The sequence below is a fragment of the Bradyrhizobium sp. AUGA SZCCT0177 genome (assembly GCF_018130125.1).
Classification (GTDB): Bacteria; Pseudomonadota; Alphaproteobacteria; order Rhizobiales; family Xanthobacteraceae; genus Bradyrhizobium.
On sequence record NZ_JAFCMA010000014.1, the window covers coordinates 180,666 to 203,320 of the forward strand.

At 60.9% G+C, this 22,655-nt stretch carries 24 protein-coding genes and 1 pseudogene; 11 read left to right on the forward strand and 14 right to left on the reverse strand.

The window, feature by feature from the left end; all coding sequences use genetic code 11:
• Positions 1 to 25 precede the first annotated feature (25 nt).
• From JQ597_RS18440 to JQ597_RS18450, 3 genes are all read left to right on the forward strand, one after another.
• A complete protein-coding gene (locus JQ597_RS18440) occupies positions 26 to 388 on the forward strand; it encodes a hypothetical protein (protein WP_249147978.1) in 363 nt (120 codons plus the stop codon).
• A gap of 113 nt (positions 389 to 501) precedes the next feature.
• Entirely contained in the window at positions 502 to 795 is a 294-nt protein-coding gene (locus JQ597_RS18445; protein WP_409363320.1) for a hypothetical protein, read from the forward strand.
• 191 nt (positions 796 to 986) lie between these two features.
• On the forward strand, positions 987 to 1,667 hold the full coding sequence (locus JQ597_RS18450) for an AAA family ATPase (protein WP_212265649.1): 681 nt from the start codon (positions 987 to 989) through the stop codon (positions 1,665 to 1,667).
• 164 nt (positions 1,668 to 1,831) lie between these two features.
• Here JQ597_RS18450 and JQ597_RS38095 read toward each other — a convergent pair whose 3' ends face one another.
• The 5 genes from JQ597_RS38095 to trxB all read right to left on the reverse strand — a co-directional run bounded on the left by JQ597_RS38095 (position 1,832) and on the right by trxB (position 6,147).
• Positions 1,832 to 1,966, reverse strand: coding sequence for a hypothetical protein (locus JQ597_RS38095; RefSeq protein ID WP_283813432.1), 135 nt, complete (start codon positions 1,964 to 1,966; stop codon positions 1,832 to 1,834).
• 133 nt (positions 1,967 to 2,099) lie between these two features.
• A complete protein-coding gene (locus JQ597_RS18455; protein ID WP_212265650.1) occupies positions 2,100 to 2,249 on the reverse strand; it encodes a hypothetical protein in 150 nt (49 codons plus the stop codon).
• A 381-nt stretch (positions 2,250 to 2,630) separates the two neighbouring features.
• Positions 2,631 to 3,551, reverse strand: a complete 921-nt coding sequence (gene dapA / locus JQ597_RS18460; protein ID WP_212265651.1) for a 4-hydroxy-tetrahydrodipicolinate synthase — start codon at positions 3,549 to 3,551, stop codon at positions 2,631 to 2,633.
• 704 nt (positions 3,552 to 4,255) lie between these two features.
• Positions 4,256 to 5,149, reverse strand: coding sequence for a LysR family transcriptional regulator (locus tag JQ597_RS18465; protein WP_212032642.1), 894 nt, complete (start codon positions 5,147 to 5,149; stop codon positions 4,256 to 4,258).
• Between the two features lie 32 nt (positions 5,150 to 5,181).
• On the reverse strand, positions 5,182 to 6,147 hold the full coding sequence (gene trxB / locus JQ597_RS18470) for a thioredoxin-disulfide reductase (protein ID WP_212265652.1): 966 nt from the start codon (positions 6,145 to 6,147) through the stop codon (positions 5,182 to 5,184).
• A gap of 310 nt (positions 6,148 to 6,457) precedes the next feature.
• Here trxB and JQ597_RS18475 point away from each other — a divergent pair, with 310 nt between their 5' ends.
• Entirely contained in the window at positions 6,458 to 6,937 is a 480-nt protein-coding gene (locus JQ597_RS18475) for an Lrp/AsnC family transcriptional regulator (protein ID WP_192736745.1), read from the forward strand.
• 116 nt (positions 6,938 to 7,053) lie between these two features.
• Here the strand turns inward: JQ597_RS18475 and JQ597_RS18480 are convergent, their stop codons facing one another.
• The 6 genes from JQ597_RS18480 to JQ597_RS18505 form a co-directional block, all read right to left on the reverse strand.
• Entirely contained in the window at positions 7,054 to 7,461 is a 408-nt protein-coding gene (locus JQ597_RS18480; RefSeq protein ID WP_249133632.1) for a DoxX family protein, read from the reverse strand.
• Between the two features lie 11 nt (positions 7,462 to 7,472).
• Positions 7,473 to 7,868, reverse strand: a complete 396-nt coding sequence (locus JQ597_RS18485) for a DoxX family protein (RefSeq protein WP_212265653.1) — start codon at positions 7,866 to 7,868, stop codon at positions 7,473 to 7,475.
• 296 nt (positions 7,869 to 8,164) lie between these two features.
• Positions 8,165 to 8,446, reverse strand: a complete 282-nt coding sequence (locus tag JQ597_RS18490) for a hypothetical protein (protein ID WP_212265654.1) — start codon at positions 8,444 to 8,446, stop codon at positions 8,165 to 8,167.
• 130 nt (positions 8,447 to 8,576) lie between these two features.
• Entirely contained in the window at positions 8,577 to 9,050 is a 474-nt protein-coding gene (gene greA, locus JQ597_RS18495; protein WP_192736743.1) for a transcription elongation factor GreA, read from the reverse strand.
• Between the two features lie 222 nt (positions 9,051 to 9,272).
• On the reverse strand, positions 9,273 to 12,737 hold the full coding sequence (carB, locus tag JQ597_RS18500; RefSeq protein ID WP_212265655.1) for a carbamoyl-phosphate synthase large subunit: 3,465 nt from the start codon (positions 12,735 to 12,737) through the stop codon (positions 9,273 to 9,275).
• Positions 12,738 to 13,158: 421 nt separating this feature from the next.
• Positions 13,159 to 13,860 (reverse strand): class I SAM-dependent methyltransferase, encoded by a 702-nt coding sequence (locus JQ597_RS18505; RefSeq protein ID WP_212265677.1) that lies wholly within the window; start codon positions 13,858 to 13,860, stop codon positions 13,159 to 13,161.
• A 124-nt stretch (positions 13,861 to 13,984) separates the two neighbouring features.
• Here JQ597_RS18505 and JQ597_RS18510 point away from each other — a divergent pair, with 124 nt between their 5' ends.
• Complete coding sequence (locus tag JQ597_RS18510; RefSeq protein ID WP_212265656.1) at positions 13,985 to 14,515, forward strand: Dps family protein; 531 nt, start codon at positions 13,985 to 13,987, stop codon at positions 14,513 to 14,515.
• Between the two features lie 193 nt (positions 14,516 to 14,708).
• Positions 14,709 to 15,914: a tyrosine-type recombinase/integrase gene (locus JQ597_RS18515; protein WP_212265657.1), complete on the forward strand. Its 1,206-nt coding sequence runs from the start codon at positions 14,709 to 14,711 to the stop codon at positions 15,912 to 15,914.
• Between the two features lie 336 nt (positions 15,915 to 16,250).
• Here the strand turns inward: JQ597_RS18515 and JQ597_RS18520 are convergent.
• Positions 16,251 to 16,908, reverse strand: a pseudogene (locus JQ597_RS18520) (winged helix-turn-helix transcriptional regulator).
• 277 nt (positions 16,909 to 17,185) lie between these two features.
• Between JQ597_RS18520 and JQ597_RS18525 the strand changes: the two are divergent.
• Positions 17,186 to 18,559: a tetratricopeptide repeat protein gene (locus JQ597_RS18525; protein ID WP_212265658.1), complete on the forward strand. Its 1,374-nt coding sequence runs from the start codon at positions 17,186 to 17,188 to the stop codon at positions 18,557 to 18,559.
• A 315-nt stretch (positions 18,560 to 18,874) separates the two neighbouring features.
• On the opposite strand, the gene JQ597_RS18530 is transcribed toward JQ597_RS18525, so the two are convergent.
• Together JQ597_RS18530 and JQ597_RS18535 are read right to left on the reverse strand one after the other, a co-directional pair.
• Complete coding sequence (locus JQ597_RS18530; protein ID WP_212265659.1) at positions 18,875 to 19,168, reverse strand: dienelactone hydrolase family protein; 294 nt, start codon at positions 19,166 to 19,168, stop codon at positions 18,875 to 18,877.
• Positions 19,165 to 19,728: a dienelactone hydrolase family protein gene (locus JQ597_RS18535; protein ID WP_212265660.1), complete on the reverse strand. Its 564-nt coding sequence runs from the start codon at positions 19,726 to 19,728 to the stop codon at positions 19,165 to 19,167. The genes JQ597_RS18530 and JQ597_RS18535 overlap by 4 nt, the downstream gene beginning before the upstream one ends.
• Before the next feature lie 454 nt (positions 19,729 to 20,182).
• Between JQ597_RS18535 and JQ597_RS18540 the strand changes: the two genes are divergently transcribed.
• The 4 genes from JQ597_RS18540 to JQ597_RS18550 all read left to right on the forward strand — a co-directional run.
• Positions 20,183 to 20,407 carry a hypothetical protein gene (locus JQ597_RS18540; RefSeq protein ID WP_212265661.1) on the forward strand — a complete coding sequence of 75 codons (225 nt, stop codon included), beginning with the start codon at positions 20,183 to 20,185 and terminating at the stop codon, positions 20,405 to 20,407.
• 108 nt (positions 20,408 to 20,515) lie between these two features.
• Positions 20,516 to 20,644 (forward strand): hypothetical protein, encoded by a 129-nt coding sequence (locus JQ597_RS38100; RefSeq protein WP_283813433.1) that lies wholly within the window; start codon positions 20,516 to 20,518, stop codon positions 20,642 to 20,644.
• A 216-nt stretch (positions 20,645 to 20,860) separates the two neighbouring features.
• Positions 20,861 to 21,880, forward strand: coding sequence for an ABC transporter substrate-binding protein (locus JQ597_RS18545; protein WP_212265662.1), 1,020 nt, complete (start codon positions 20,861 to 20,863; stop codon positions 21,878 to 21,880).
• A 176-nt stretch (positions 21,881 to 22,056) separates the two neighbouring features.
• The coding region (locus tag JQ597_RS18550) for an ABC transporter substrate binding protein (RefSeq protein WP_283813434.1) at positions 22,057 to 22,655 on the forward strand (599 nt) is incomplete at its 3' end.

Consider the following 22,655-nt stretch of genomic DNA (forward strand, 5'->3'; position numbering starts at 1 on the left):
TGGAATCATTGCCTCGGGGGGATTCATGGCGACTTTTCGGATCAGCAATTTCGGGTTTGGTTTGGTGTTGACGACGGCGCTCGCATTTTCATCGCTGCCGGCTTCGGGTCAGAGCTACACCCCTGAACAGGAACAGGCCTGCACCAGCGACGCTTTCCGGCTTTGCAGCTCCGAAATCCCCAATGTCGAGCGCGTCACGGCCTGCATGGTCGCCAAGAAGTCACAGCTTTCGCCGCCCTGTCGGGCGCAATTCAGATCCGGTCCCGAACCGAGCCGGGCCGCTTCAGCGCCCGCCGGCAGGCCGATGGCGATCAAGCCGGCGGCCCCGCGCAAATCCGCAGCCAAGGCGCGTAAGCCCAAGAAACCGGCAAAACCAGCCCGGACCTGAGCGCAGCATGCCATTTCAAGCCCCCTTCGCGCGACAGACTGACGCCTTGTGACTCCAGCTGCGAGTCAACATCTCTCAGCAGGAGGAGAGATTAATTGAGCAAAGAATCGCAAATGGAGCTCGACCGGCATTTTGCCTGGTTCGAAGCCAAGCTGCCGGCCGGCCCGGCCAGATTCGTCGCCTGGCTGCGCAAGCCGTCGTCGCGCTACGTCAGGATTCCGATCGCTATTCTGCTGATCCTCGGCGGCATTTTCAGCATCTTGCCGGTGCTTGGACTCTGGATGCTGCCGCTCGGACTCCTTTTGTTCGCGCAGGACGTCCCGTTTCTGCAGACGCCGATGGCGAAGCTGCTCGGATGGATCGAGCGCAAGTGGATCGAACGACAGCGCGCAAAAAGCATGCGCTGAATCGATCAAGTCACTCTGGCGATTCCATTTTTGCGATTTCATCACGGATTGCGGCGTCGCACGCAGTGTGACTCAAAAAGCAACTTTATTGGCTAATCAGTGGCTTCTTCGCAATAAGCAGCAAATTTTTCTTTCACGAATCAGTGCGCTGATTCATTTTCGGCTTCTGGGGTCAATCTGGAGGCCAAGGTATGAACGTCATAGTTTTTGCTTCGCGTAAGGGGGGCTCGGGAAAAAGTACCCTGGCTGCCCACATTGCTGCGCATGTCCATAAGTCGACGAAGCCCTGTTTGATGGTTGATGCTGATCCGCAGGGATCGCTTACTCTCTGGCACAAATTGCGTGGAACGAACGAGCCGCCGATCAAGGCCGCGGTAAATTCGGTCAGCGGAATTATCGCCGCCGCCAAGCGCGACGGCATCGAATGGGTGTTCATCGACACGCCGCCGAATTTGTCGGCCGTCGTCGACGACGCCATCAAGAACGCCACGATGGTGATCATTCCGGCGCGGCCCGGCGTGTTTGACGTCAATGCCGTGCAGGAAACCATTCAGACCTGCCGTGCGGCGCGCAAGCCCTATGCGGTCGTCATCAACGGTGCCCCCGCGAGCCGGGACAGCGTTGAAAGCCGCATCGTCACCATCGCGCGTGAAGCACTGATCAAATTCCGTGCGCCGGTGTGGAGCGGTCAGATCACCAACCGTGCCGATCTGTTACTGGCGCTTGGTAACGGCGAAGGCGCCCGCGAATATTACGCGGAAGGCCGGGCCGCTGCGGAAATCAGCCGGCTGTGGGCTGCGATCGAACGTTCGATCAAGGCCATCCGCGGCAACGCGTCGGCTTCCGGCGCCATGCACAAGCAAGCGGCGTAACAACGCCGCTTACGGACTCAAAAAAGACGCGCGGGACTCCGCGCGTTTTTCTATTGTATGTCGTCATTCCGGGGCGATGCGCAGCATCGAACTACGATGTGCAATTGCACATCTGAGGTTCGCATCTTCGATGCGCCCCGGAATGACGGACGGAGCAAGTCTGCTCACGCCACCATCAGCATGTAGAACACGACGACCGGCGACATGGTCAGGATCACCGACCAGATGCCGACCGCCCAAAGAACGTCCTCGGTCGTAAAGCCCTGTTGATCAGGGAGAGTATTGTTTTCGATTTCCACGACGCGCCCCCGCGTTTTTTTCCGTTGTGACGAGCTTGATACGCGACCGCTTTTAAAATCCCGGTCGCAATTTCGCTCGCATTTGACCGCAGGTGCTACCGCCGATTAACCACGGCAGCCGCTGCGTTTTCTTTCAAGCGATCAGCAGGCGCCAGGTCACGACCGGCGCGAAACCGATCAGCGTCGCCCACAAGGCAAAGGACGAAACCAGCAGAACGTCCTGCATTCGCTGGACGCGTTCGCAGGTCGGAAATTTCCAATTGTCACTGGTGTGGTCGATCATGTGATGTCCCCCGTTTTCTCAATGAGGACATCAATACGCCCGAGATTTTAAAGTTGACGGCAAGGCTTTGGACGCTTTTGAAGCGCCGCCCTCACCAACCGTTAACCAGCGTTCCGGAAGGCCGCCGCGTTTGCAAAGGTGACGCGGCGATCGGCTGAGGCGACCGCGGGCGAATGCGGTTAACATTGCGCCAACGCGGTCAGGCAATTTTTCTGGCCGGCGTCCACGGTGTTGGAAGATATTCCGGTCACCTTATGCGCCTCCGCATCATCCGAGCCGGTGTGGAGCGACAGAAAAGCCGTCGCCGCGGTCTTCCGCGTGCGGCGGCTTTTTTGTACGCAACGCTCCCGCAAGCGGGAGGGCCCCGGCTGCGACGCCCCTCTACGCCCGCCGCAACAGGGCCGGCGCGCGCCGTTCCCGCTCCGCGTCGAGCCGCGCCGCGAGCTCCGCGCTGACTTCCACCATCGGCAGCCGGACCTCGGCACTGTCGATCAGCCCGCTCTGCGCCAGCCAGTATTTTGCAGGCGCCGGGCTGGGTTCGGCGAACAACAGCCGCGTCAGTTCGGAAAGATTGTCCCAGCACGCCTGTGCGCCCTGGTGGTCGCCCTGCTGCATCAGCGTCCGCACCGAGGCGAACGCTTCGGTCTCCAGATGCGCCGACAACAGGATGGCGCCGTCGGCGCCGTCGACCAGCGCCTCGTGGTAGTGCGCGTCCTCGCCGGTCAGCACGCGAAAGCCTTTCGGCCGCCGCGCGAGGAACTCGATCGACTGGGCGCGGTCGGCAGAGCAATCCTTGATGCCGACGATGTTGCGATGTGCGGCGAGCTGCAGCAGGGTCTCGTTGGTGAGATTGACCGCGGTCCGGTAGGGGATGTTGTAGAGCACGATCGGCCACGAGGCGTGATCGGCGAGTTCAGTGAAATGTCGCAGCAGGCCGCGCTGCGACGGCCGCGTGTAATAGGGGCTGGCGATCAGGTAGAAGTCGATCGGCCAGGCGGCGGTCTCGTCGAGCGTATCCAGCATCTTGCGCGTGCTGGCGCCGGACAGGCCGAGACAGATCGGGATATAGCGTCCGCTGCCCGATATCTCGGCCCGGGTCACCGACACCAGCTGCTCGAGCTCGCCCTGGTCGAGCGTCATGCCCTCGCCCGAGGTGGCGGCGAGAATCAAGCCGTCGACCGGGCTATTGGCGTAGTGCCTGATCATGCGGCGCAGCGACGGCTCATCGAGTTCGCCGTTGCGAAACGGTGTAACGAGGGGCAGCCACAGGCCCTGCAATCGGTTTTGCGGATCGGTAGACATGGTTCCATCTCCTTGAAGGCTTTTGCCGGAGACGGGACACATGAAAAAACCCCGTCCAGACGGCGGGGTTTCGGGATCGGCTTGGCGGTTGATCTATCGCGCGCGTCGATCTCGGGTCCCCGGGTGGGGACCTTTTTTCGACGACAGAGCGGCGCACGAATTCGTGATCATGTCTCGATGATGATGGCGCAACGGCGCGCTGTCAATCCGCGCACGCTCGATGACGTTTGTTTTACGGGAGAAGAAAAGATCTGGAGACGAAGAAGGTTCAGCTCAAATCATCTGCAGACGAAGCGATCCGGAGAAGAAAAAAAGCCGGGCCCAAAAGAGCCCGGCTTAAGGTATTGGCCACGTGAGGCCGACACAATCACCTTCCAAGAGGGATTACTGAGCGCCCGCGCCACTGGAGGAGGGGGACATATGCGCGACACGATCGCTCAGCGTGTAAGCACTATGATCCCCATATGCGGCTTGCGTAAACCGGTTAAGCCGCATGTCTGACATGCGGAGACCGGGGGCTTTATAAGAGCCGCTAATCCGGAAGGCGGGAAACGTCAGCCGCTGCGAAAGCGTTTCGAGCGAAGCCTGTGCCGCACGTGATGCGGGATCGATACCGGCTCGCGTCAAGAAAATGCGTCAAAACAAGAATCTAGAGCTCCGGTTCCGATTCAATCAGAACCGAAATTCCAGTCCCAATCGAAATGCTAGGAGGGCCAGCGCTGCGCCTTGCTCACCACGAAATCGCGGAACACCTGCACCCGCGCCACCGTCTTCAACTCTTCGGGATAGACGAAATAGGTGTCGATCTGGATCGAGTCGGTCTCGCCGAACAGCTGCACCAGACGGTTGTTCTCCTCGACGAGGTAGTCGGGCAGGGCGGCGATGCCGAGCCCCTGCTGACAGGCCCTGACAAGACCAAGGATGTTGTTGACCTTGAAGTAAGCCTCGCGCGGACCCGAGCCGTTGCGGCCGGCGTCGATCAGCCAGCTGCGGTTCTGCAGATGCGGCGGCACCTGGGAATCGCCGAGCATGATGATGCGATGCGAGTCGAGGTCGTCGAGCGTGCGCGGCGTGCCGAAGCGCTTGATGTATTCCGGCGAGCAATAGGCATGGAATCCGATCGAGAACAGCTTGCGCTGGATCAGATCCGGCTGGGTCGGCTTGCGGGTCCGGATCGCGACGTCGGCCTCGCGCATCGACAGATCGAGATCCTCGTCGGTCACGATCAGCGAGATGCGGATATCCGGATAGAGGCTGGTGAACTCGTCCAGCCGCGGAATCAGCCAGTTGATGCCGAGCGCCGGCGGCGTGGTGATCTTGAGGTCGCCTGACGGCCGCTCGCGGCTGTCGGTGAGCTTGGCGCGCGCCGCCTGCAGCTGCATGAACACGTCATGCGCGGTGCGGAACAAGAGGTCTCCCTGCTCGGTGAGGATCAGCCCGCGCGCATGGCGATGGAACAGCGATACCGCAAGCTCCTGCTCCAGCGCCGAGACTTGCCGCGATACCGCCGATTGCGAAAGCCCGAGTTGCTCGCCGGCATGGGTGAAGCTGCCCGCTTCCGCCGCCGCGTGAAACACCTTCAGCTTGTCCCAATCCATGTCCGTGAATCCGTCCCGTGTTCGACGCGTAATCATTCTGCCGCCGCCCGATCACTCGCACGCACAGCGAGAAAGCGCTCGGCCTCGAGGGCCGCCATACAGCCAAGGCCCGCGGCCGTGACCGCCTGCCGCCAGGTTTCGTCCGCGACGTCGCCGGCGGCGAACAGGCCGGGCACCGACGTCGCCGTCGAGTTCGGCGCCACCTCGACATAGCCGGAGGGTTTCAGCTTGACCTGGCCGGCGACGAGTTCGGTTGCCGGCGCGTGGCCGATGGCGATGAAGACGCCGTCAGCGGGCACCTCCGTCAGCGCGCCGCTCTTGACGTTCTTCAGGCGCACATGAGTGACCTTGCCCGGGTTTTCGGTGCCGCAGATTTCGTCGATCGCACTGTCCCAGACCACCTTGATCTTCGGGTTCTTGAACAGGCGATCCTGCAGGATGCGCTCGGCGCGGAAATGATCGCGGCGATGTACGACGGTGACTTGCGAGGCGAAGTTGGTGAGGAACAGCGCTTCCTCGACCGCGGTATTGCCGCCGCCGACCACCATGACTTCCTTAGCCCGATAGAAGAAGCCGTCGCAGGTCGCGCAGGCCGAAACGCCAAAGCCCTTGAACTTCTCTTCGGACGGCATGCCAAGCCAGCGCGCCTGCGCGCCGGTGGCAAGGATCACGGTTTCGGCGAGATAAACGTCGCCACTGTCGCAGGTCAGGCGGAACGGCCGCTGCGTGGTGTCGAGTTTGGTGACGAGATCGGTGACGAGCTTGGTGCCGACATGGGCCGCCTGTTTTTCCATCTGCTCCATCAGCCACGGACCCTGGATGACATCCGCAAAGCCGGGATAGTTTTCCACGTCGGTGGTGATGGTGAGCTGGCCGCCGGGCTGGATGCCCTGGATCAGCACCGGCTCAAGCATCGCCCGCGCGGCGTAGATCGCTGCGGTGTACCCGGCAGGGCCGGAACCGATAATGACGACCTTGGCATGGATAGGCGCGGGCATCGGCGATTCCCTCTCTTTGGAGGATTTTGATGAGGACTTGTGCGGGAAGCGCCGGGAAATGCGTCGCGCGGCGCTAAAAGTGTCAAATCCAAGTCTATGATATCTGGGTAGCCATGCAAGATTTGCAATTCAAATAAGCGAATTTTCCCCGGAACTGCGGTATTTTCTCCCGATTTACGCAAAATGGCGCAGTGCACGCGCAATAAAATTGCGCAATTGATGGCAGCTGCGCTAAGAGTGTTGCCGGTAAACACCTTCCCAAGCCCAGCCAGCCCCAAAGAACCTAGGGAACCCAAAGGAACCGGACCGCGTGTCGAAGAATCTCGACGAGATCGACCTTAGAATTCTTTCCGAAATCCAGGCCGATGGCCGAATCACCAACGTCGAACTGGCCAAACGGGTCGGCATCTCGCCGCCGCCTTGCCTGCGCCGGGTCAGGACGCTGGAGGAAGAGGGCTACATCCAGGGCTACCGCGGCATGCTCGATCCGCGCCGGCTCGGCTTCGACGTCACCGTGTTTGCCTCCGTGCACCTGTCGAGCCAGGCCGAAGCGGACTTGCGCGCATTCGAGGAATTTGTCCGCGCCGAGCCCCTGGTGCGCGAATGCTGGATGCTGTCGGGGGAGGTGGATTTCATCCTGAAATGCGTGGCGCCCGACATGGCGACGTTTCAGGATTTCGTCACCCATCTGACGTCGGCGCCCCATGTGCGCAATGTCAGGACGTCGCTGGTGCTGCACAATTCGAAATACGAGGCGGCGGTGCCGCTCGATTTGAAGGTGACGGGATAACGCGACGCGTTATCCCGTCATCCCGGGGCGCGAAGCGAACCCGGGATCTCGAGATTCCGGGTTCGCGTCTTCGACGCGCCCCGGAATGACAGTGTTAGTAAATGTAGCGCCGCTCCCTACCGCTTCTTTCCCATCATTGCATCCACGCTGAACGGTCCGCCGCCGGCAAAGAACAGATAGAGACAGGCGAAGCAGAACAGGATCGAGGCGTTGCCGCCATTGATCAGCGGGATGAAGCCCTTGGGATAGTGTCCCATGAAATAGGCGAACGCCATTTCACCTGACAGTATGAAGGCCACGGGTCGGGTCAGAAGACCGATCATCAGAAGGCCGCCGAGGACCAGTTCGAGCGAACCGGCCGCGCCGTACAGCGACATCAGCTCGACCTTGGCGAACATGGGCACCGGCGGATATTTGAACAGCTTGGCGACGCCATACTGAAACAGCAGCAATCCGATGATGAAACGGAAGACGCTGAGAACCATCGGCTCGCCGCTTGCGAGCATCTTGTTGAACTTGTCCATTGTCCGCTCCCTCAAGCCCGCTTGGTTGCTGCGTCGACGCTCCACGGACCTGCGCCCGCGGTCGACAGATAGAGGCAGGTGAAGCAGTACAGGGCCGCCAGCGTGCCGCCGTTGATCAACGGATGAAAGCCCTTCGGGAAGTGGCCGATGAAATAGGCGAAGGCCATCATGCCGGAAAGAATGAAGGCGACCGGGCGTGTGCACAGGCCGATGATCAGCAGTGCACCGCCGATCAGCTCAATGAAGCCGGCGGCGCCGACCAGCGAGAACGGCTGCACATTCGCGTACATCGGATAGACCGGGAAGCCGATGATCTTGCCCATGCCGTGCTGGATGATCAAAAGGCCGGTGATGATGCGCAATAGGCTCAATACGCGCGGCGTCCACGCCGCGAGTGCTTCTGTCATGAGAGTCCCCCAAGTTGGATCGAGTTCCACTTGGTATCGCGTCGCGGCCTGGAGGAAAAGCGCGCGGCGGCCGGAATTCGATGACGTTTTGGCGAGCAGAAAAGGAATTATGCGGCGCGCTGCGTGTTTGCCGCGTCTCGCGCGAGGTTACTTGCAGGTGACTTCGCTGCGGCACTCTGCCGCTAGAGCGTGATCCGGTTCAGCGACCTGAGGTCTGAGACCCTCATGGTGGGGGCGGCGAGGCGTGCGTCGCGAACCGCGAGGCCGTCCAACCCAAGCGGAAGCAAGCACTGGAATCACTGCGCGCCGAGGCAGCGGATGGCTTTGGGCTGACAGGCAATGCCGATGTTGGAGCAGGTCGCGGGCTCATCCTTGGCGCCGCGCGTGCAGTTGACGCAGTCGTCGGTCCAGCGGCTGCAATTCGGCGGACCGGTCCGGATCGAGATTTGCTTGGGGTTTTCCTTGGGAGCGATGCGCGGCGGGATCGAAAGCTCGGCTGCCGCGGCAGCGTGACAACCGCCAATGAAAAGCATCAGCGTGAGAGCTGGAAGCGCAACGACAATATGAGTTCGTTGCATGCGGTCTTCCCCAAGTGCGGCTTTCCCCAATTTTGGGTTTCCCAGTGCGGCGAAATCCCAAAGTGCGGCGAAGGCACGTTCCGGTCCCGGGCCGGCGGGCAGTGCCCGCCGGGGCAAACCTGGCTCCAGCCTAGCGCCACTCGACCTTGGTGATCTCGTAGGCCTTGGCGCCGCCGGGCGCCATGACCTCGACGGTCGTGCCCTTCTTCTTGCCGATCAACGCGCGGGCCAGCGGCGAGGTGATGGAGATGCGGCCCTTCTTGGCATCGGCCTCCGGCTCACCGACGATCTGCCACACCGCTTTCTTCTCGGTGTCCTCGTCGACCAGCGTGACGGTGGCGCCGAACATGATGGTGTCGCCGGAGAGCTTTGAAATGTCGATGATGTCGGCGCGCGCGAGCTTGTCTTCGATCTCGGCGATGCGGCCTTCATTATGCGACTGCTCTTCCTTGGCGGCGTGATATTCCGCGTTTTCCGAAAGGTCGCCATGCGAGCGCGCCTCGGCGATGTGCTCGATGATGCGCGGCCGGTCCTCCGACTGGCGCTTCTTCAACTCGACCTCGAGGGCGGCATAGCCGCCGGCGGTCATCGGAACCTTTTCCATCATCTCTTCCGTCCTTCGCCCGTGCGAGCCGCTCCTAGAAGTTGCGCGCACGAAGCAGTCTTTCGATTTCGATTCGGGGCCATTCGGGCCCGAAACGCGAGCCCGCCAGCCTATTAATTTTCGGCCCCGTCAAGGGCCGATACAACTACCAAACGAGCGGTGGGTTCCAGCCATACGGCCTTGTTGCCAATCGTTTAGCGGGCAATTTGGCCCGGCGAACGATCAGTTTTCGGAAAAGTAACTCTGCAGCGTGCGGACCTCAAGGTCTCCGCCCAGATAGGCGCGGATGCCCTGTGCGGCCGCCACAGCACCCGAAAGAGTGGTGTAATATGGCACTTTATGCAAGAGGGCAGCCCGTCGCAACGAACGGCTGTCGGCCAGCGCCTGCGGCCCCTCGGTGGTGTTGAAGACGAGCTGGATGTCGCCATTGGTGATGGCGTCGACGATGTGCGGCCGGCCCTCCAGCACCTTGTTCACTTTTTCGGTCGGTACGCCGGAATCGGTGAGGAAGCGCTGGGTGCCCGATGTGGCCATCACCTTGAAGCCGAGCGAATGCAGCAGCCGCACGGCGTCCGCGATGCGGGTCTTGTCGCTCTCGCGCACCGAGACGAACACGGTGCCCTTGCGTGGCACGCGGGTGCCGCCGCCGAGCTGGCTCTTGGCGAAGGCGACTTCGAACGAACGGTCGATGCCCATCACTTCGCCGGTCGAGCGCATCTCCGGACCGAGCACGGTATCGACGCCGGGGAAACGCGCGAACGGGAATACCGATTCCTTGACGCCGACATGGCCGAGCTTGCGCTTCTTCAGATTGAAGTCGGCAAGCTTCTCGCCGGCCATGATTCTGGCCGCGATCTTCGCCACCGGCGTGCCGACCACCTTGGCGACGAACGGCACGGTGCGCGACGCTCGCGGGTTGACCTCGAGCACGTAGATATCGCCGTCCTTGATGGCGTATTGCACGTTCATCAGGCCGACCACGTCGAGGCCGAGCGCGAGTTCGCGGGTCTGCCTTTCGAGCTCAGTGATCATCGCACCATCCAGCGAATGCGGCGGCAGCGAACAGGCGGAATCGCCGGAGTGAATGCCGGCTTCCTCGATATGCTCCATGATGCCGACGACGAACGTGTCCTTGCCGTCGCACAGGCAGTCGACGTCGATCTCGGTGGCGTCGGAAAGATAGCGGTCGAACAATAGCGGGTTCTTGCCGAGCACGGTGTTGATCTGCCCGGTCTTGTCGTTGGGATAGCGCGCCTTGACGTCGGCCGGCACCAGCTCGGGCAGCGTGCCGAGCAGATAATTGTTGAGCTGCTCTTCCTCGCGGATGATCTGCATCGCGCGGCCGCCCAGCACATAGGACGGACGCACCACCAGCGGCAGGCCGAGATCGGCCGCCACCAGCCGCGCCTGCTCGACCGAATAGGCGATGCCGTTCTTGGGTTGCTTCAGCCGCAGCTTGTCGAGCACGCGCTTGAAGCGGTCGCGGTCTTCGGCAAGGTCGATGGCGTCGGGCGAGGTGCCGAGGATCGGCACGTCGGCGGCCTCCAGCGCGCGCGCCAGTTTCAGCGGGGTCTGGCCGCCGAACTGCACGATCACGCCGTGCAGCGTGCCGTTGGTCCGTTCGGTGGCGATGATTTCAAGCACGTCCTCGGCGGTGAGCGGTTCGAAGTACAGCCTGTCAGCGGTGTCGTAGTCGGTCGACACCGTTTCCGGATTGCAGTTGACCATGATGGTCTCGTAGCCGGCGTCATGCAGCGCAAAGCAGGCGTGGCAGCAGCAATAGTCGAACTCGATGCCCTGGCCGATCCGGTTCGGCCCGCCGCCGAGGATGATGACCTTCTTCTTGCCGGACGGTTCGCTCTCGTCGGCAAGTTTTCCGGCAAAAGGCGATTCATAGGTTGAATACATATAAGCGGTCGGCGAGGCGAACTCCGCCGCACAGGTGTCGATGCGCTTGAACACCGGACGAACCCCGAGCGCGTGGCGTTTGGCGGTCACCTCGGCCTCGGTGGCCTCTGCAAGCACGGCGAGCCGTGCGTCGGAAAAGCCCATCGCTTTCAGCGTCCGCATGCCGAACGCGTTGCCGGGCAGGCCGTTCGCCTTGATCTTGGCTTCCATGTCGACGATGCCGCGCATCTCGGCGAGGAACCAGGGATCGATCTTGCAGGAATTGAAGATCTCTTCGTTGGACCAGCCGAGCCGCATCGCCTGGGCTACCTGCAGGATGCGGTTCGGTGTCGGCGTGCCCAAGGCGGCGCGGACCGCGTTCTTGTCGTCGCCGCGGCCGAGGTCCTCGATCTCGATTTCATCGAGGCCGGTGAGTCCGGTCTCGAGCCCGCGCAGCGCCTTCTGCAGGCTCTCCTGGAAGGTGCGGCCGATCGCCATCACTTCGCCGACCGATTTCATCGACGTGGTCAACGTGTGGGAGGCGCCGGGGAATTTCTCGAACGCAAAGCGCGGTATCTTGACGACGACGTAGTCGATGGTCGGCTCGAACGAGGCCGGCGTGGCGCCGCCGGTGATGTCGTTGGCGATCTCGTCCAGCGTGTAGCCGACCGCGAGCTTGGCCGCGACCTTTGCAATCGGAAAGCCGGTGGCCTTCGAAGCAAGGGCAGAAGAGCGCGACACGCGCGGGTTCATCTCGATCACGACCATGCGGCCGTCGGCCGGGTTGATGCCGAACTGCACGTTGGAGCCGCCGGTCTCGACCCCGATCTCGCGCAGCACCGCCAGCGAGGCGTCGCGCATGATCTGGTATTCCTTGTCGGTCAGCGTCAGGGCCGGCGCGATGGTGATGGAATCGCCGGTATGCACGCCCATCGGATCGAGGTTCTCGATCGAGCAGATGATGATGCAATTGTCCTTTTTATCGCGCACCACCTCCATCTCGTACTCTTTCCAGCCGAGCACGCTTTCCTCGATCAGCACCTCGTTGGTCGGCGAGGCGTCGAGCCCGCGCTCGATGATGTCGAGGAACTCCTCCTTGTTGTAGGCAATGCCGCCGCCGGTGCCGCCCATCGTGAAGGAGGGCCGGATAATCGCAGGCAAACCGATTTCGGACAGCGCCATCAGCGCCTCGCCGAACGCGTGCTCCTGATAGCGCTTGCGGCGTTCGTTCTCGCCGAGGGTCCACTGCCGCTCGAGCTCTTCCAGCGCCTCGCCCGACAGTTTCTCTCGCTCAGCCAGGTATTTGTCGCGGTAGGACTTCTTCAGCGCCGAGGCGTTGGCCAGCCGCGATTTTGGCGTCTCCAGCCCGATCTTGGTCATGGCCTCGCGGAATAACTGGCGGTCCTCGGCCTTGTCGATGGCGTCTGCGGTTGCGCCGATCATTTCGACGTCGAATTTGTCGAGTGTGCCCTGACGGCGGAGCGACAGCGCGCAATTCAGCGCGGTCTGGCCGCCCATGGTCGGCAGCAGCGCAAAGCCGCCGGGAATGACGTAGCGTTCTTTTTCGATGATCTTGCCGACGATTTCCGGCGTGATTGGCTCGATATAGGTGGCATCGGCCAGTTCCGGGTCGGTCATGATCGTCGCCGGATTGGAATTGACCAGGACGACCCGGTAGCCCTCTTCCTTCAGCGCCTTCACCGCCTGGGTGCCTGAATAGTCGAATTCGCAGGCCTGGCCGATCACGATGGGGCCGGCGCCGATGATCAGGATGGTGGAGATGTCGGTTCTTTTGGGCATCAGGTCTCGCGGACTGGATTTTGGGCACAAAAAAAGGGCGCGCATGCTGCGCGTCCCCTAAGCCAAGAGCGCGGGTTACCCTCGCGCGCGGGTGGTCTTTAGACCAGATTCCGCACCCGCGAAACCCCCAAAAACGGGCCATCAACCGGCATTTGCGGGAATTTGGGCTGCGGCTTGGTGTGAGGTGGGAAAGGCTGGCCGCGGCCCGTCTTCGCCCTTCGGGCTACGCCGAGGCAGCCTTCGCCACGAAGGGGCCTGCCTAGCCGAAGCGGCGGAGCCGCGAAGGCTGGAGGCCCGGCCTGGATTTGAACCAGGATAAAGAACGATGCACCGTTCTCGCGTTGTCGCTTCCGCCACCGGGCCAAGGCGATCATTACCGATCACGGGCGGGTGAGCTACGTTTACCTTTTATTAACCCTAACTAGCGCACCGATGGGTGGTGGGCGACGAAGGTCATCCTCCAGGGGTTGTGTCCGATATTGGTCTGCGCGCGCGATGCGGCGAAACCGGCCCGCGTCAGCTTGGCGATCATCTCGCTTTCGCTGTAGCGTTGCAGGCCGACGCGGGTGCGCAATTGCCGGTAGTCCGACAGCGCGGTAGAGGCGAGGCCGTAGAGCGCGTCCGTCAGGAAGCCGTGGGCGGTTGCGAATTTCAACAGCGCCAGCACGTCCCTGGCCATGCCGACCTCGGGCCGCAGGATATCGCCCAGCACCAGCCGCCCGCTCGGCTTCAACAGCCGGCGAATGATTGCGAATGCGGAATCCAGCTCTTGCTGCGTCATGTATTGCGCCACCGAGTTCATGACGGCGAGATCGACCGACTGCGCCTCCATACTCCGGAGCTCATCGAGCGAACGGACGCGTATTTTGGTGTTCGGCGCAAACCGCGCGATCAGCCGTCCGCGCACGCCGGGGGCGGGTTCGGCGAGATAGAGTTTTGCGCAGGCGTCCGCCACCTTGGCCGCCGACAGCGCCTCGCCGCAGGCATAGTCCAGCACGACCGCGTCAGGGGATGAGATGTAGCCGATGATGTCGCGCGCGATGATCTGGAAATGCAGGTCCCGATGCAGCTTGCTCGCATAGATCGTATGCGTGGAATCGTAATAGTCGATCCATTCGTCCATCGGGGCTGCGTCCGGCAAAACAGGGGTTTCCGGCAAGGAACCGCCGGGAAAGTGATGCGTTAGGGTGTTCGGCGGCCAATGTCCAATGCCACCGCTGTCCGGTTTCCTAACAGGAAGGTTCAACGTGAGCAAAGCCAACAAATCCGAAAAAGTGTCCCCCGAACTCGATACGCCGACCGATCTGCCGCAGGCCGCGGTGGACAAGATTTCGGCGTCGCTCAACGTGCTGCTGGCTGACGCCTTCGCGCTCTACATGAAGACCAAGAATTTCCACTGGCACGTCTCCGGCCGGCATTTTCGCGACTACCATCTGATGCTGGACGAGCAGGCGGAGGCGATCTTCGGTACCACCGACCAGCTCGCCGAGCGGGTGCGCAAGCTTGGCGGCGTCACGCTGCGCTCGATCGGGCAGATCGCAAAGCTGCAGACCATTCAGGACAACAACGAGGGTTACGTCCCGCCGCGTGAAATGCTGCGCGAATTGATGGAAGACAACAAGCACATGGCGGCCGCCATGCGCAAAGCCCACAAGCTTTGCGACGACCACGAAGATACCGGCACCGCGCAGTTGCTCGAACTGTTCGTCGACGAGACCGAGCGCCGCACCTGGTTCCTGTTCGAAGCCAGCCGCCAGGAAAGCGCCAACGCGGCGTAGTGGATTGCTTCTTTCCTTCTCCCCTTGTGTTCTCGGGTAAGCGATTGCCGGGGATGGAAGTTGTTTCCTGCAAGTGGATACGGCGTTGATATTGCTTGCGTCAATAGCGACGGACGGTCACGCTTGATCCCATCGTAACCCGTGCGGTGCTACCTATTTTGGATCGAGGTAGCACCGTCGGCTGGGGGATCACATGCCGCGAGTGAAACTGACAAAGAGTGCCATCGGCGCTTTTCCAATTCCGAATAAGGACATTGTTCATTGGGACGCCAACTGCCCGGGCTTCGGCGTCAAGGTCACGCCGACCGGGCGCAAGGTATTTGTTGTTCTGTACCGGACGGCCGGCGCCGGTTCACGCTTGCGCAAGTACACAATCGGCACATATGGCCGGGTGACGCTCAATCAAGCGCGTGTAACGGCCCAAAAGGTATTCGCCGCCAGACTCGACGGACGCGATCTGGCCGCGGAGAAGAAGGCCTCACGCCGCAGGATGGTTGCGGATCGCGTTGATGATCTCCTGGAGGCGTTCATCACTCAGCACGTTTCCCAAAATCGCTCGGCGCCGGAGGTTTCACGGATGCTCCGGCGGGAGATCGGGTCGGCATGGGGCAACCGCAGTATCCACGAGATCACCAAGCGTGACGTCATCGATGTTGTGAGTGCCATTGAGCAACGCGGAGCACCCGTTGCGGCAAACAAGGCGTTGAAGGCCATAAAGACCTTCTTCCGCTGGTGCGCTGGCCGGGCCGTGCTCGACCGATCTCCCGCCGACGGCGTGCCCCTTCCGGCTAAGGAAATTGCCAGGGATCGTGTGCTGGATGACGACGAACTCGTGCGAATCATTGCCGCCGCGCGGCAGATCGGCGGCCCCTACGGTGGAATCGTCGAACTGCTTGCTCTCACGGGCCAACGTCGCGAGGAAGTAGCACTATGCACTTGGGATGAGATCAGTACGGGAACGCGAATGTGGAAGCTGCCGTCAGCGCGAACGAAGAATGCCAAAGCGCATGAAGTCTACCTGTCGGATCAGGCCATCGCCGTTCTCGGCCGAGCCGACAAGACTGGCAAATTCGTCTTTTCGCGATCAGGAACCGTTCCCTTTCAGGACTTCAGCCTTGCAAAGCGAGAGCTCGATCAACTATCCGGCGTCAGCGGATGGCGGCTTCATGACCTTCGGCGGACCTGCGTGTCCGGCATGGCTCGGCTTGGCATCGCGCCCCATGTTGCCGACAAAATCCTCAATCACCAGAACGGGACGATCTCTGGCGTCGCGGCCGTCTATCAGCGCCACGATTTTCTCGCGGAACGAAAAACCGCGTTGGAAATGTGGGGCGCACATGTCCAGCGGGCCATTGCAAGGGCCATTGGCAAGAATAACCACCTGCTCAAGGTGGCGTGAGCCGTAGCCGGTCGGCGCTATGTCTGCTTTTGGGGGTGAAGCGGACATTACGATCCCAAAGGGTCACTTCCGCTTTTGACCCTGGCTGTGTAAAAACTCAAAAAATCGAAACGCGATGAGAACGATATTTTTCAGTTCGACTTCTAAGTTGAAATCGCTTGCAAGTTGGACGGCCAAAGCGGTCTTGGACGAATAATTTCTTCTATCGCGATTGAGCGTCTTCGCGTTGTTACACGGCCAAGACCCAAAGCGGTCCTTAGGCTTGGGAGGTTGTTTCCGCGGCGGCGGGTGAGGGCGGGCGGATAGAGTTGGCGCAAATCAAAAGCAGTTAGTGAGCTACTGCACTGCCCTCTGGCCCTGCGCAAAGGGGCTCAGGCCCAACCATTGCTGCATCGATCTAGCGATCGAGCTGTCGCCTGTGACCTTGATGCGGCCGGCCTCGACTTCGCTGTTGAGCCTTGCGATACCCATCCACACCGCGGTCATGGCGCGCAGCGGGCAGCTGACATAGAGATCGACCTCGTAGCCGGGATCGGTGAGGCAGAGATCGACCTTTTCGCGGTCGACCACCAGCCACCATGATTTCCGGTCGGCCTTCATATCCGGATAGATGAAATTGATGGTGGTGCGGCGCGGCGGCAGCGGTGACGGCTGCAAATTGCGGCGCATGTCCCACATCAGAAGCCCCGGATCGAGATTCTTAAGCGACAGCGTCGACTCGACCCAGCGCTGCCCCCAGAATCCGAGCGACATGATGATAGGTAGGCCGCAAATCCTCGCCGGCTTCGGTGGGGCGATAATCCATCACCCCGGGCTGGTTGGTCGGCGTGGCCGTGATCACGCCAGCCACTTCCAGCTCCTTCAGCCGCTTCGACAACAGCGTCGGCGACATCCGCGGTACGCCGCGGCGCAGGTCGTTGAAGCGCGTGGTACCGGACAACAACTCGCGCAGCACCAGCGCGGTCCAGCGGTTGCAGAAGATTTCCGCCGCCATCGCCACCGGGCAAAACTGTCCGTAACTGCCTCGTTCGGTCCTATCCAGCAAGGGACGTCTCCTCCATCGGCGCGAGGGGGCAGTACAGATTATATACCGGCCCGCCTTGCCGGCCGCCACGTTGATGCAAAAATGTAGCGATTGCAGTGACCTGGTCAACATGCGGCGCATCGTCGCCGTGGCAGTACAGTTCCTGAACTGGAGAGCGTTTGAGGCCACGCCTAGGGTTGCGGCGTTCGACATCCCGCCCTGGAGATGTCCCACTGGAGGGATCATCATGAGCAGCAACGCAGCTCTCCGCCTGGACGCGACAACGCCTGCGACCGCCGCGGTCGAAACGGGCTCGCATCGCTGCTGCGATCTCGCGCTCGACATGCTAGTGACACAGCGCGGCGACGCCTCCGCCGAGGTCGAGCGGTTGCTTACCGACGATCCTGGCTGCGTGTTCGGTCATTGTCTGCGCGCCGCACTCATCGTGCGGGCGGAAAGTGCTGCCTCGCGTTCCGCGCTTGCCGCGAGCATTGCCGCGATCGAGGCAGCATGTTCGGACAAGAACGATCCCATGCGTCAACACGCCTTGGCCGCACGCGCTTGGCTCGAAGGCGATTCGGCGCATGCAGCCAAACTTTACGGCGCCATCCTCACCAACCGGCCGCACGACGTTCTTGCGCTTGCGGTCGCGCACGCGCTCGATTTCCACCTCGGCCGGCGGCGCGTGATGCGCGACCGGATCGCGAAGGTGCTGCGGCGATGGACCGCCGCTGTGCCGGGGTACGCTAGCGTACTAGCGATGTACGCTTTTGCCCTCGAAGAAAACGGACAGTACCGTCGCGCCGAAAAAATCGCGCGGCGCGCACTGGCACTCGATCAAGGTCATCCTGGCGCCATTCACGTTATCGCGCATGTGATGGAAATGCAGGGCCGCGTTCATGATGGTCTCGCATTTCTTGCGGCCGTCGAATCAGCATGGGGCGAAGGTACGGGACTATCCGTCCACCTCGCTTGGCATCGCGCGCTGTTCCATTTGGATGCGGACGATCCCGACGGCGCTCTCGCGATCTACGACGAGCAGATCGCCACTGCGGTCAGCGCTGACATAGCTTCACTCGCCGATGGTTCGGCGCTGCTCTGGCGCTTCCAACTCCAAGACATCGACGTCGGCGAACGTTGGCGATCATTGGCAGATCGCTGGGCCATGCACAATCTGGCAGGCGCGCGGCCCTTTTACCTGGTTCATGCGATGATGGCGTTCGTCGCGTCAGGGCGCCCCATAGCCGCAATGCGCCTCGCCGAAGCGCTAGAGAGCACCCGCGGTAATGGAGCTTCGTCACTGTCCCCGGAAGACGCACTCGTGGCGCCGCTGTGCGAAGCCCTGCTCGCCTTCGCCCGCAGGGACTATACCGCATGCGTGGAATGGCTTAAGCGCGTGCGACACATCGCGCATCGCTGCGGCGGCAGCGTCGCCCAGTGTGACGTAATCCATCTTACGCTTACCGAAGCGGCATTGCGGGCGCGACAAGCACGCTTTGCCCGCACGCTCGTGGCTGAGCGCACCGCACGCAAGCCAGCGAGCCGGCTCAATCGATTACTAAAGCTGCGTCTGGGAACACTGCCGCGATACCATCAATGGCAAGCCCCAGTCGTGGCGTAGCCGACAGGTCGCCGATAGCCGCAGACTCGCGAGTGTTGCTTGTGGCCCCTTAGCGGCCGTGGACGCGCAGTAGCCGATGTCCGCTTTCAGGGGCAAAGCGGACCTAGGGCGGGGCGGGGCAAATGTCAACTCCTGGCACGAAGTGGAAGAGCCGAGCCGATCTGGCGATGTCCGTTGACGGGGGTAGACCGGAAGTGGCTGGCCGACCGTCAAACCGACGCGATTGACCCCAAGCGGACATTGAAAGGCCCTAATAATTGAACAGTACCGGACGCCAAGGCTGACGAGATTATCGAAGTCCCAGTCGACCATGCCCTATGGGCGGTCCCCAGTTGTTGAGTGGAGAAATTCTCGGAGCGCTTCGCTCGATTGATCAGCGGCAAATTTGTTGAAAGCCATATGACGCCCGCGAAGCTGGGTCGGCATCCGAAGGGTCGGAACGTCAAACCCGTGGTACGCACCGGGATAGACGATGAGCCGAACCGGGGCACTTTCGCCCTTCCGCCGGGAAATCCCGAAATCATCTTCGCCAGCGACCATCTTGCGGCAGGCATCTGCCGCGTCCCAGTCATCACGCTCGCCAATCAAGATCAAGGTAGGAATGGTCATAATTCCCTTAACAGGCCGCAGGATGGATAGAACGCGGCTGCCGCACGAAACTTGTGTTTAGATGTCCGTTCAATTTCACCACGTTCAACAGCTAACAGTGTTTGCCAGGCGCCCAACGCAAAGCCCACGATGGCAGCGCGTTTTGGATCAACGAAGCTTTTCTGAATAAGAAAATTCAAACCCCGATACGCATCAAGAGCCCAATCCGGGTCAACCTCGGGAAATCTATCGCAACTCCTGATGATGCGTCGCGGGCCGAAACTATCGATTGTCAACGTGACGTAACCCCAAGACAACATTCTTGCCCCCCAATCTTCATCGAGTGGCTTGGCATATCCATGGCAAACGGGGAGTAGAACGACGGCAGGGAAACGACCTTTGCCTTCGGGGCGCCTAAGGAAACCTTGGAGGTCGAATGGCAACGGCCTGACAGGAATTTGAACCACCTCGACCGGCGCGGGAGATTGTTGCTCCGCGTAGCACGAGACTGAATTGTTAATGCAGAAAGAGACCAAGAGAGCGGTAATTTTAAGCATTCGAGACGAGCGAATGATGGACATAGGACGCCCTTTCGTCGCGCTCATTTTCAGCTACGAGCAATAGGCTCCAAAACATCATACACGAAACTGGTAATAGCTCGTAGAAATGGTGCTCCCAAGCTGGACGACTCGATAGCCCTAATTGGTATCTGAAGCGAGCGACGTCCGTTGTTGGCACCTTTGAGACATGCTCGCCTATCCTGAGAATGTCCGTTCACCGGGGTAGACCGGAAGTCGCCGTGGTCCGGTCAAAGCGACGCGAATGACCCAAAGCGAACACCCCTTTCAACAAGGCTGATCCTACTTTTGCTAGTAGGAGGAGGACGATCCTGAACTCTGTCAAGTCGCCTGCCGACCGCGAAACCCTCACGTGAGGGATGACGGAATAGTCCCGCCCCGTCTTCATCGTACAATCGGCCGGAACCTTACGCTTGAAGAACTGTTGCTTTTTGGTCAGTGACTGAGGAGACAGTCAATGAAAAACTATCATGTTGACGGTCGCGGAAGCGGTCTGAGCACCGGCATGATGGTTGTTATCGCGGCCTTCGCCGTTGTCGTGCTTATCGCCATGTGGGGTCCTTGGCGCCTCAAAGTACATAGCGAAAAGCCCTCTCCTCAGACGACTGCTGGTTCTGTGTCGCATCTGCCGGCGGCGCCTGATGTTCCAACCGCTCCGGGTGCGCCAGGAACCACCCGCTAAGTTGTGATGTCGGAGTTTCATGGACGCTGACGCGCCATAGCGAAGCGAAGGTGCCGTTAGTGTTTTTGAGGCGTTTGCTTTGAGCGAGCGGAGGCCCCTGAGCGGCTGTTGTTGGCGCGTAGACGCGACGGGCAACTCACCAAATTCCTGACCGTAACCAATCTCAAGACGGCAAAGTGGCTCGGTCTTGAAATCCCGACCTCGCTTGCTGCCACCGCAGACGAAGTGATCGAATAAGGCTTGTCACCTCCGGTTTTGGCACCTTTCGGACCTGCCGAAGCGGCCTGACGACGTCCGTTCATCGAGGTAAAGCGGACCTCGCAACAGTGCGCGGCGACTTCCGCAAATGACCTGATCCGGACGTTTAGCCTGATCAAATATCTCCGGCCGATTGGGAGCAAATTCTCCCTCGCGGTCCATCGCAAAGTGCTAGGCTTTAGGTATCGAGGGCACATGCGTCGTCGCGAATTCATCGCGCTACTTGGTGGTACGGCGGCGACGTGGCCGCTCGCCGCGCGCGCGCAACAGCCAGCGGTGCCTATCATTGGTGTGCTATCCGCCGGTTCACCCGACCCGGGGCTCACCGATATTGAGGCAGCATTCGAAAGGGGTCTCGCGGAGAAAGGTTACGTGGCCGGAAGGAACGTCACGATAGAACGTCGGTGGGCAGGAGGAAACTACGACAGGCTTCCCCCGCTCGCACAAGAGCTCGTGCGCCTTAACCCTGCCTTGATCCGGGTGGGAGGCAATGTAGTTGCGCTCGCCGCGCGGCGAGCTACTACAACAATTCCAATAGTATTCAACATAGCCTCAGACCCGGTGAAGCTCGGCCTAGCGAAAAGCTTCGCTCATCCCGGGGGCAACGCCACCGGTATATCTATATTGACGGCAACGCTCACCCTCAAGCGGCTTGAACTAATCCGCGAGCTTCTCCCGCAAAACGCGACCTTGGGTTTTTTGGTAAACCCGGACAATCAAGACTTGCTGCTGGAAATCGAAGATGTTGCCCGCTCGACCGGGCAGTCCTTGGAAGTCGCCAAGGCGCGGAACCCGGCTGACCTCGAACCAGCATTCGCACGGCTTGTCAGAGCTCAGGTCGGTGCGGTGCTCGTCAGCAACGATGCGCTCTTTCTGAGCCAACGTGTGCAACTCATCGCATTGGCCAAGCGTCATTCACTTCCGGCGACTTACGAATTCCGCGAGTTTCCGGCGGTTGGCGGCCTGATGAGCTACGGACCCAGTCTTCCCGAAACTCTTAAAAAAGTCGGCACCTACGCGGCACTCATCTTAAAAGGTGCTCAGCCGAGCGATCTGCCTATTCAGCAACCTACGGCATTTGAATTAGTCATCAATTTGGCGACAGCGCGTTCCTCCTCCCTCTTTCCTCCTTCGCGCCGACGAGGTGATCGAATAGTTTTGCTAGGGTGCACGAGTCGGGTTTTGGCACCTTTGAGACATGCCTGCCTACTCTGAGAAGTCCGTTCACCGGGGTAGACCGGAAGTCGCCGTGGCCTGGCCAAACCGACGCGCGAATAACCCAGTCCGGACCTCGGCGGCTATACCGCAGTACAGGCGCGCGGCCTCCCAAGGTGCTATAGTCCCGCGTCGGCGATGGCTGGGGCATGGGCTGGATGAGACGGCGCGATTTCATGGCGACACTTGGCGGCGCGTCGTTCGCATGGCCAATTGCGGCCCGCGCACAGCAGTCGCGGAAGCAGAACCGTGTCGCGTTCGTTCATTCCGGTATCCCGGCCGAACAACTCACCGAGTCAGCTGGCCCGTTCTGGGTGCGTCGGTTCTACGAGACGCTGCGCAAGTTGGGCGATCTGGAGGGAGACAATCTCGTCGTCGAGCGCTACTCAGCCGAGGGTCGAACTGACCATTTGACCGCACTCGCAGGTACAATTGTGAGCCGCAAGCCCGACGTCATCGTTACCAATCTGCATGCTCTCGTCATGGCATTCACACAGGCCACTTCGGAGATACCGATCGTCGCGATCGCCGGAACGTCGATCTGGGGAGGATCAGGCAGAAGTCTTGCGCGCCCTGGTGGAAACCTCACGGGCGTGAGCATCAACGCGGGAAACGAAATCACCGGAAAGCGTTTGGAAATCTTGAAGGAGACAATACCTTCGTTGACTAAAGTCGCTTACCTTGCGTCGGCGCGCGCAGCATGGGAGGACGACGCAGGATCATCGGCTCGCCAAGCCGGAAGCCGCTTGGGCGTGGCTGTCAGCGGGATATTCCC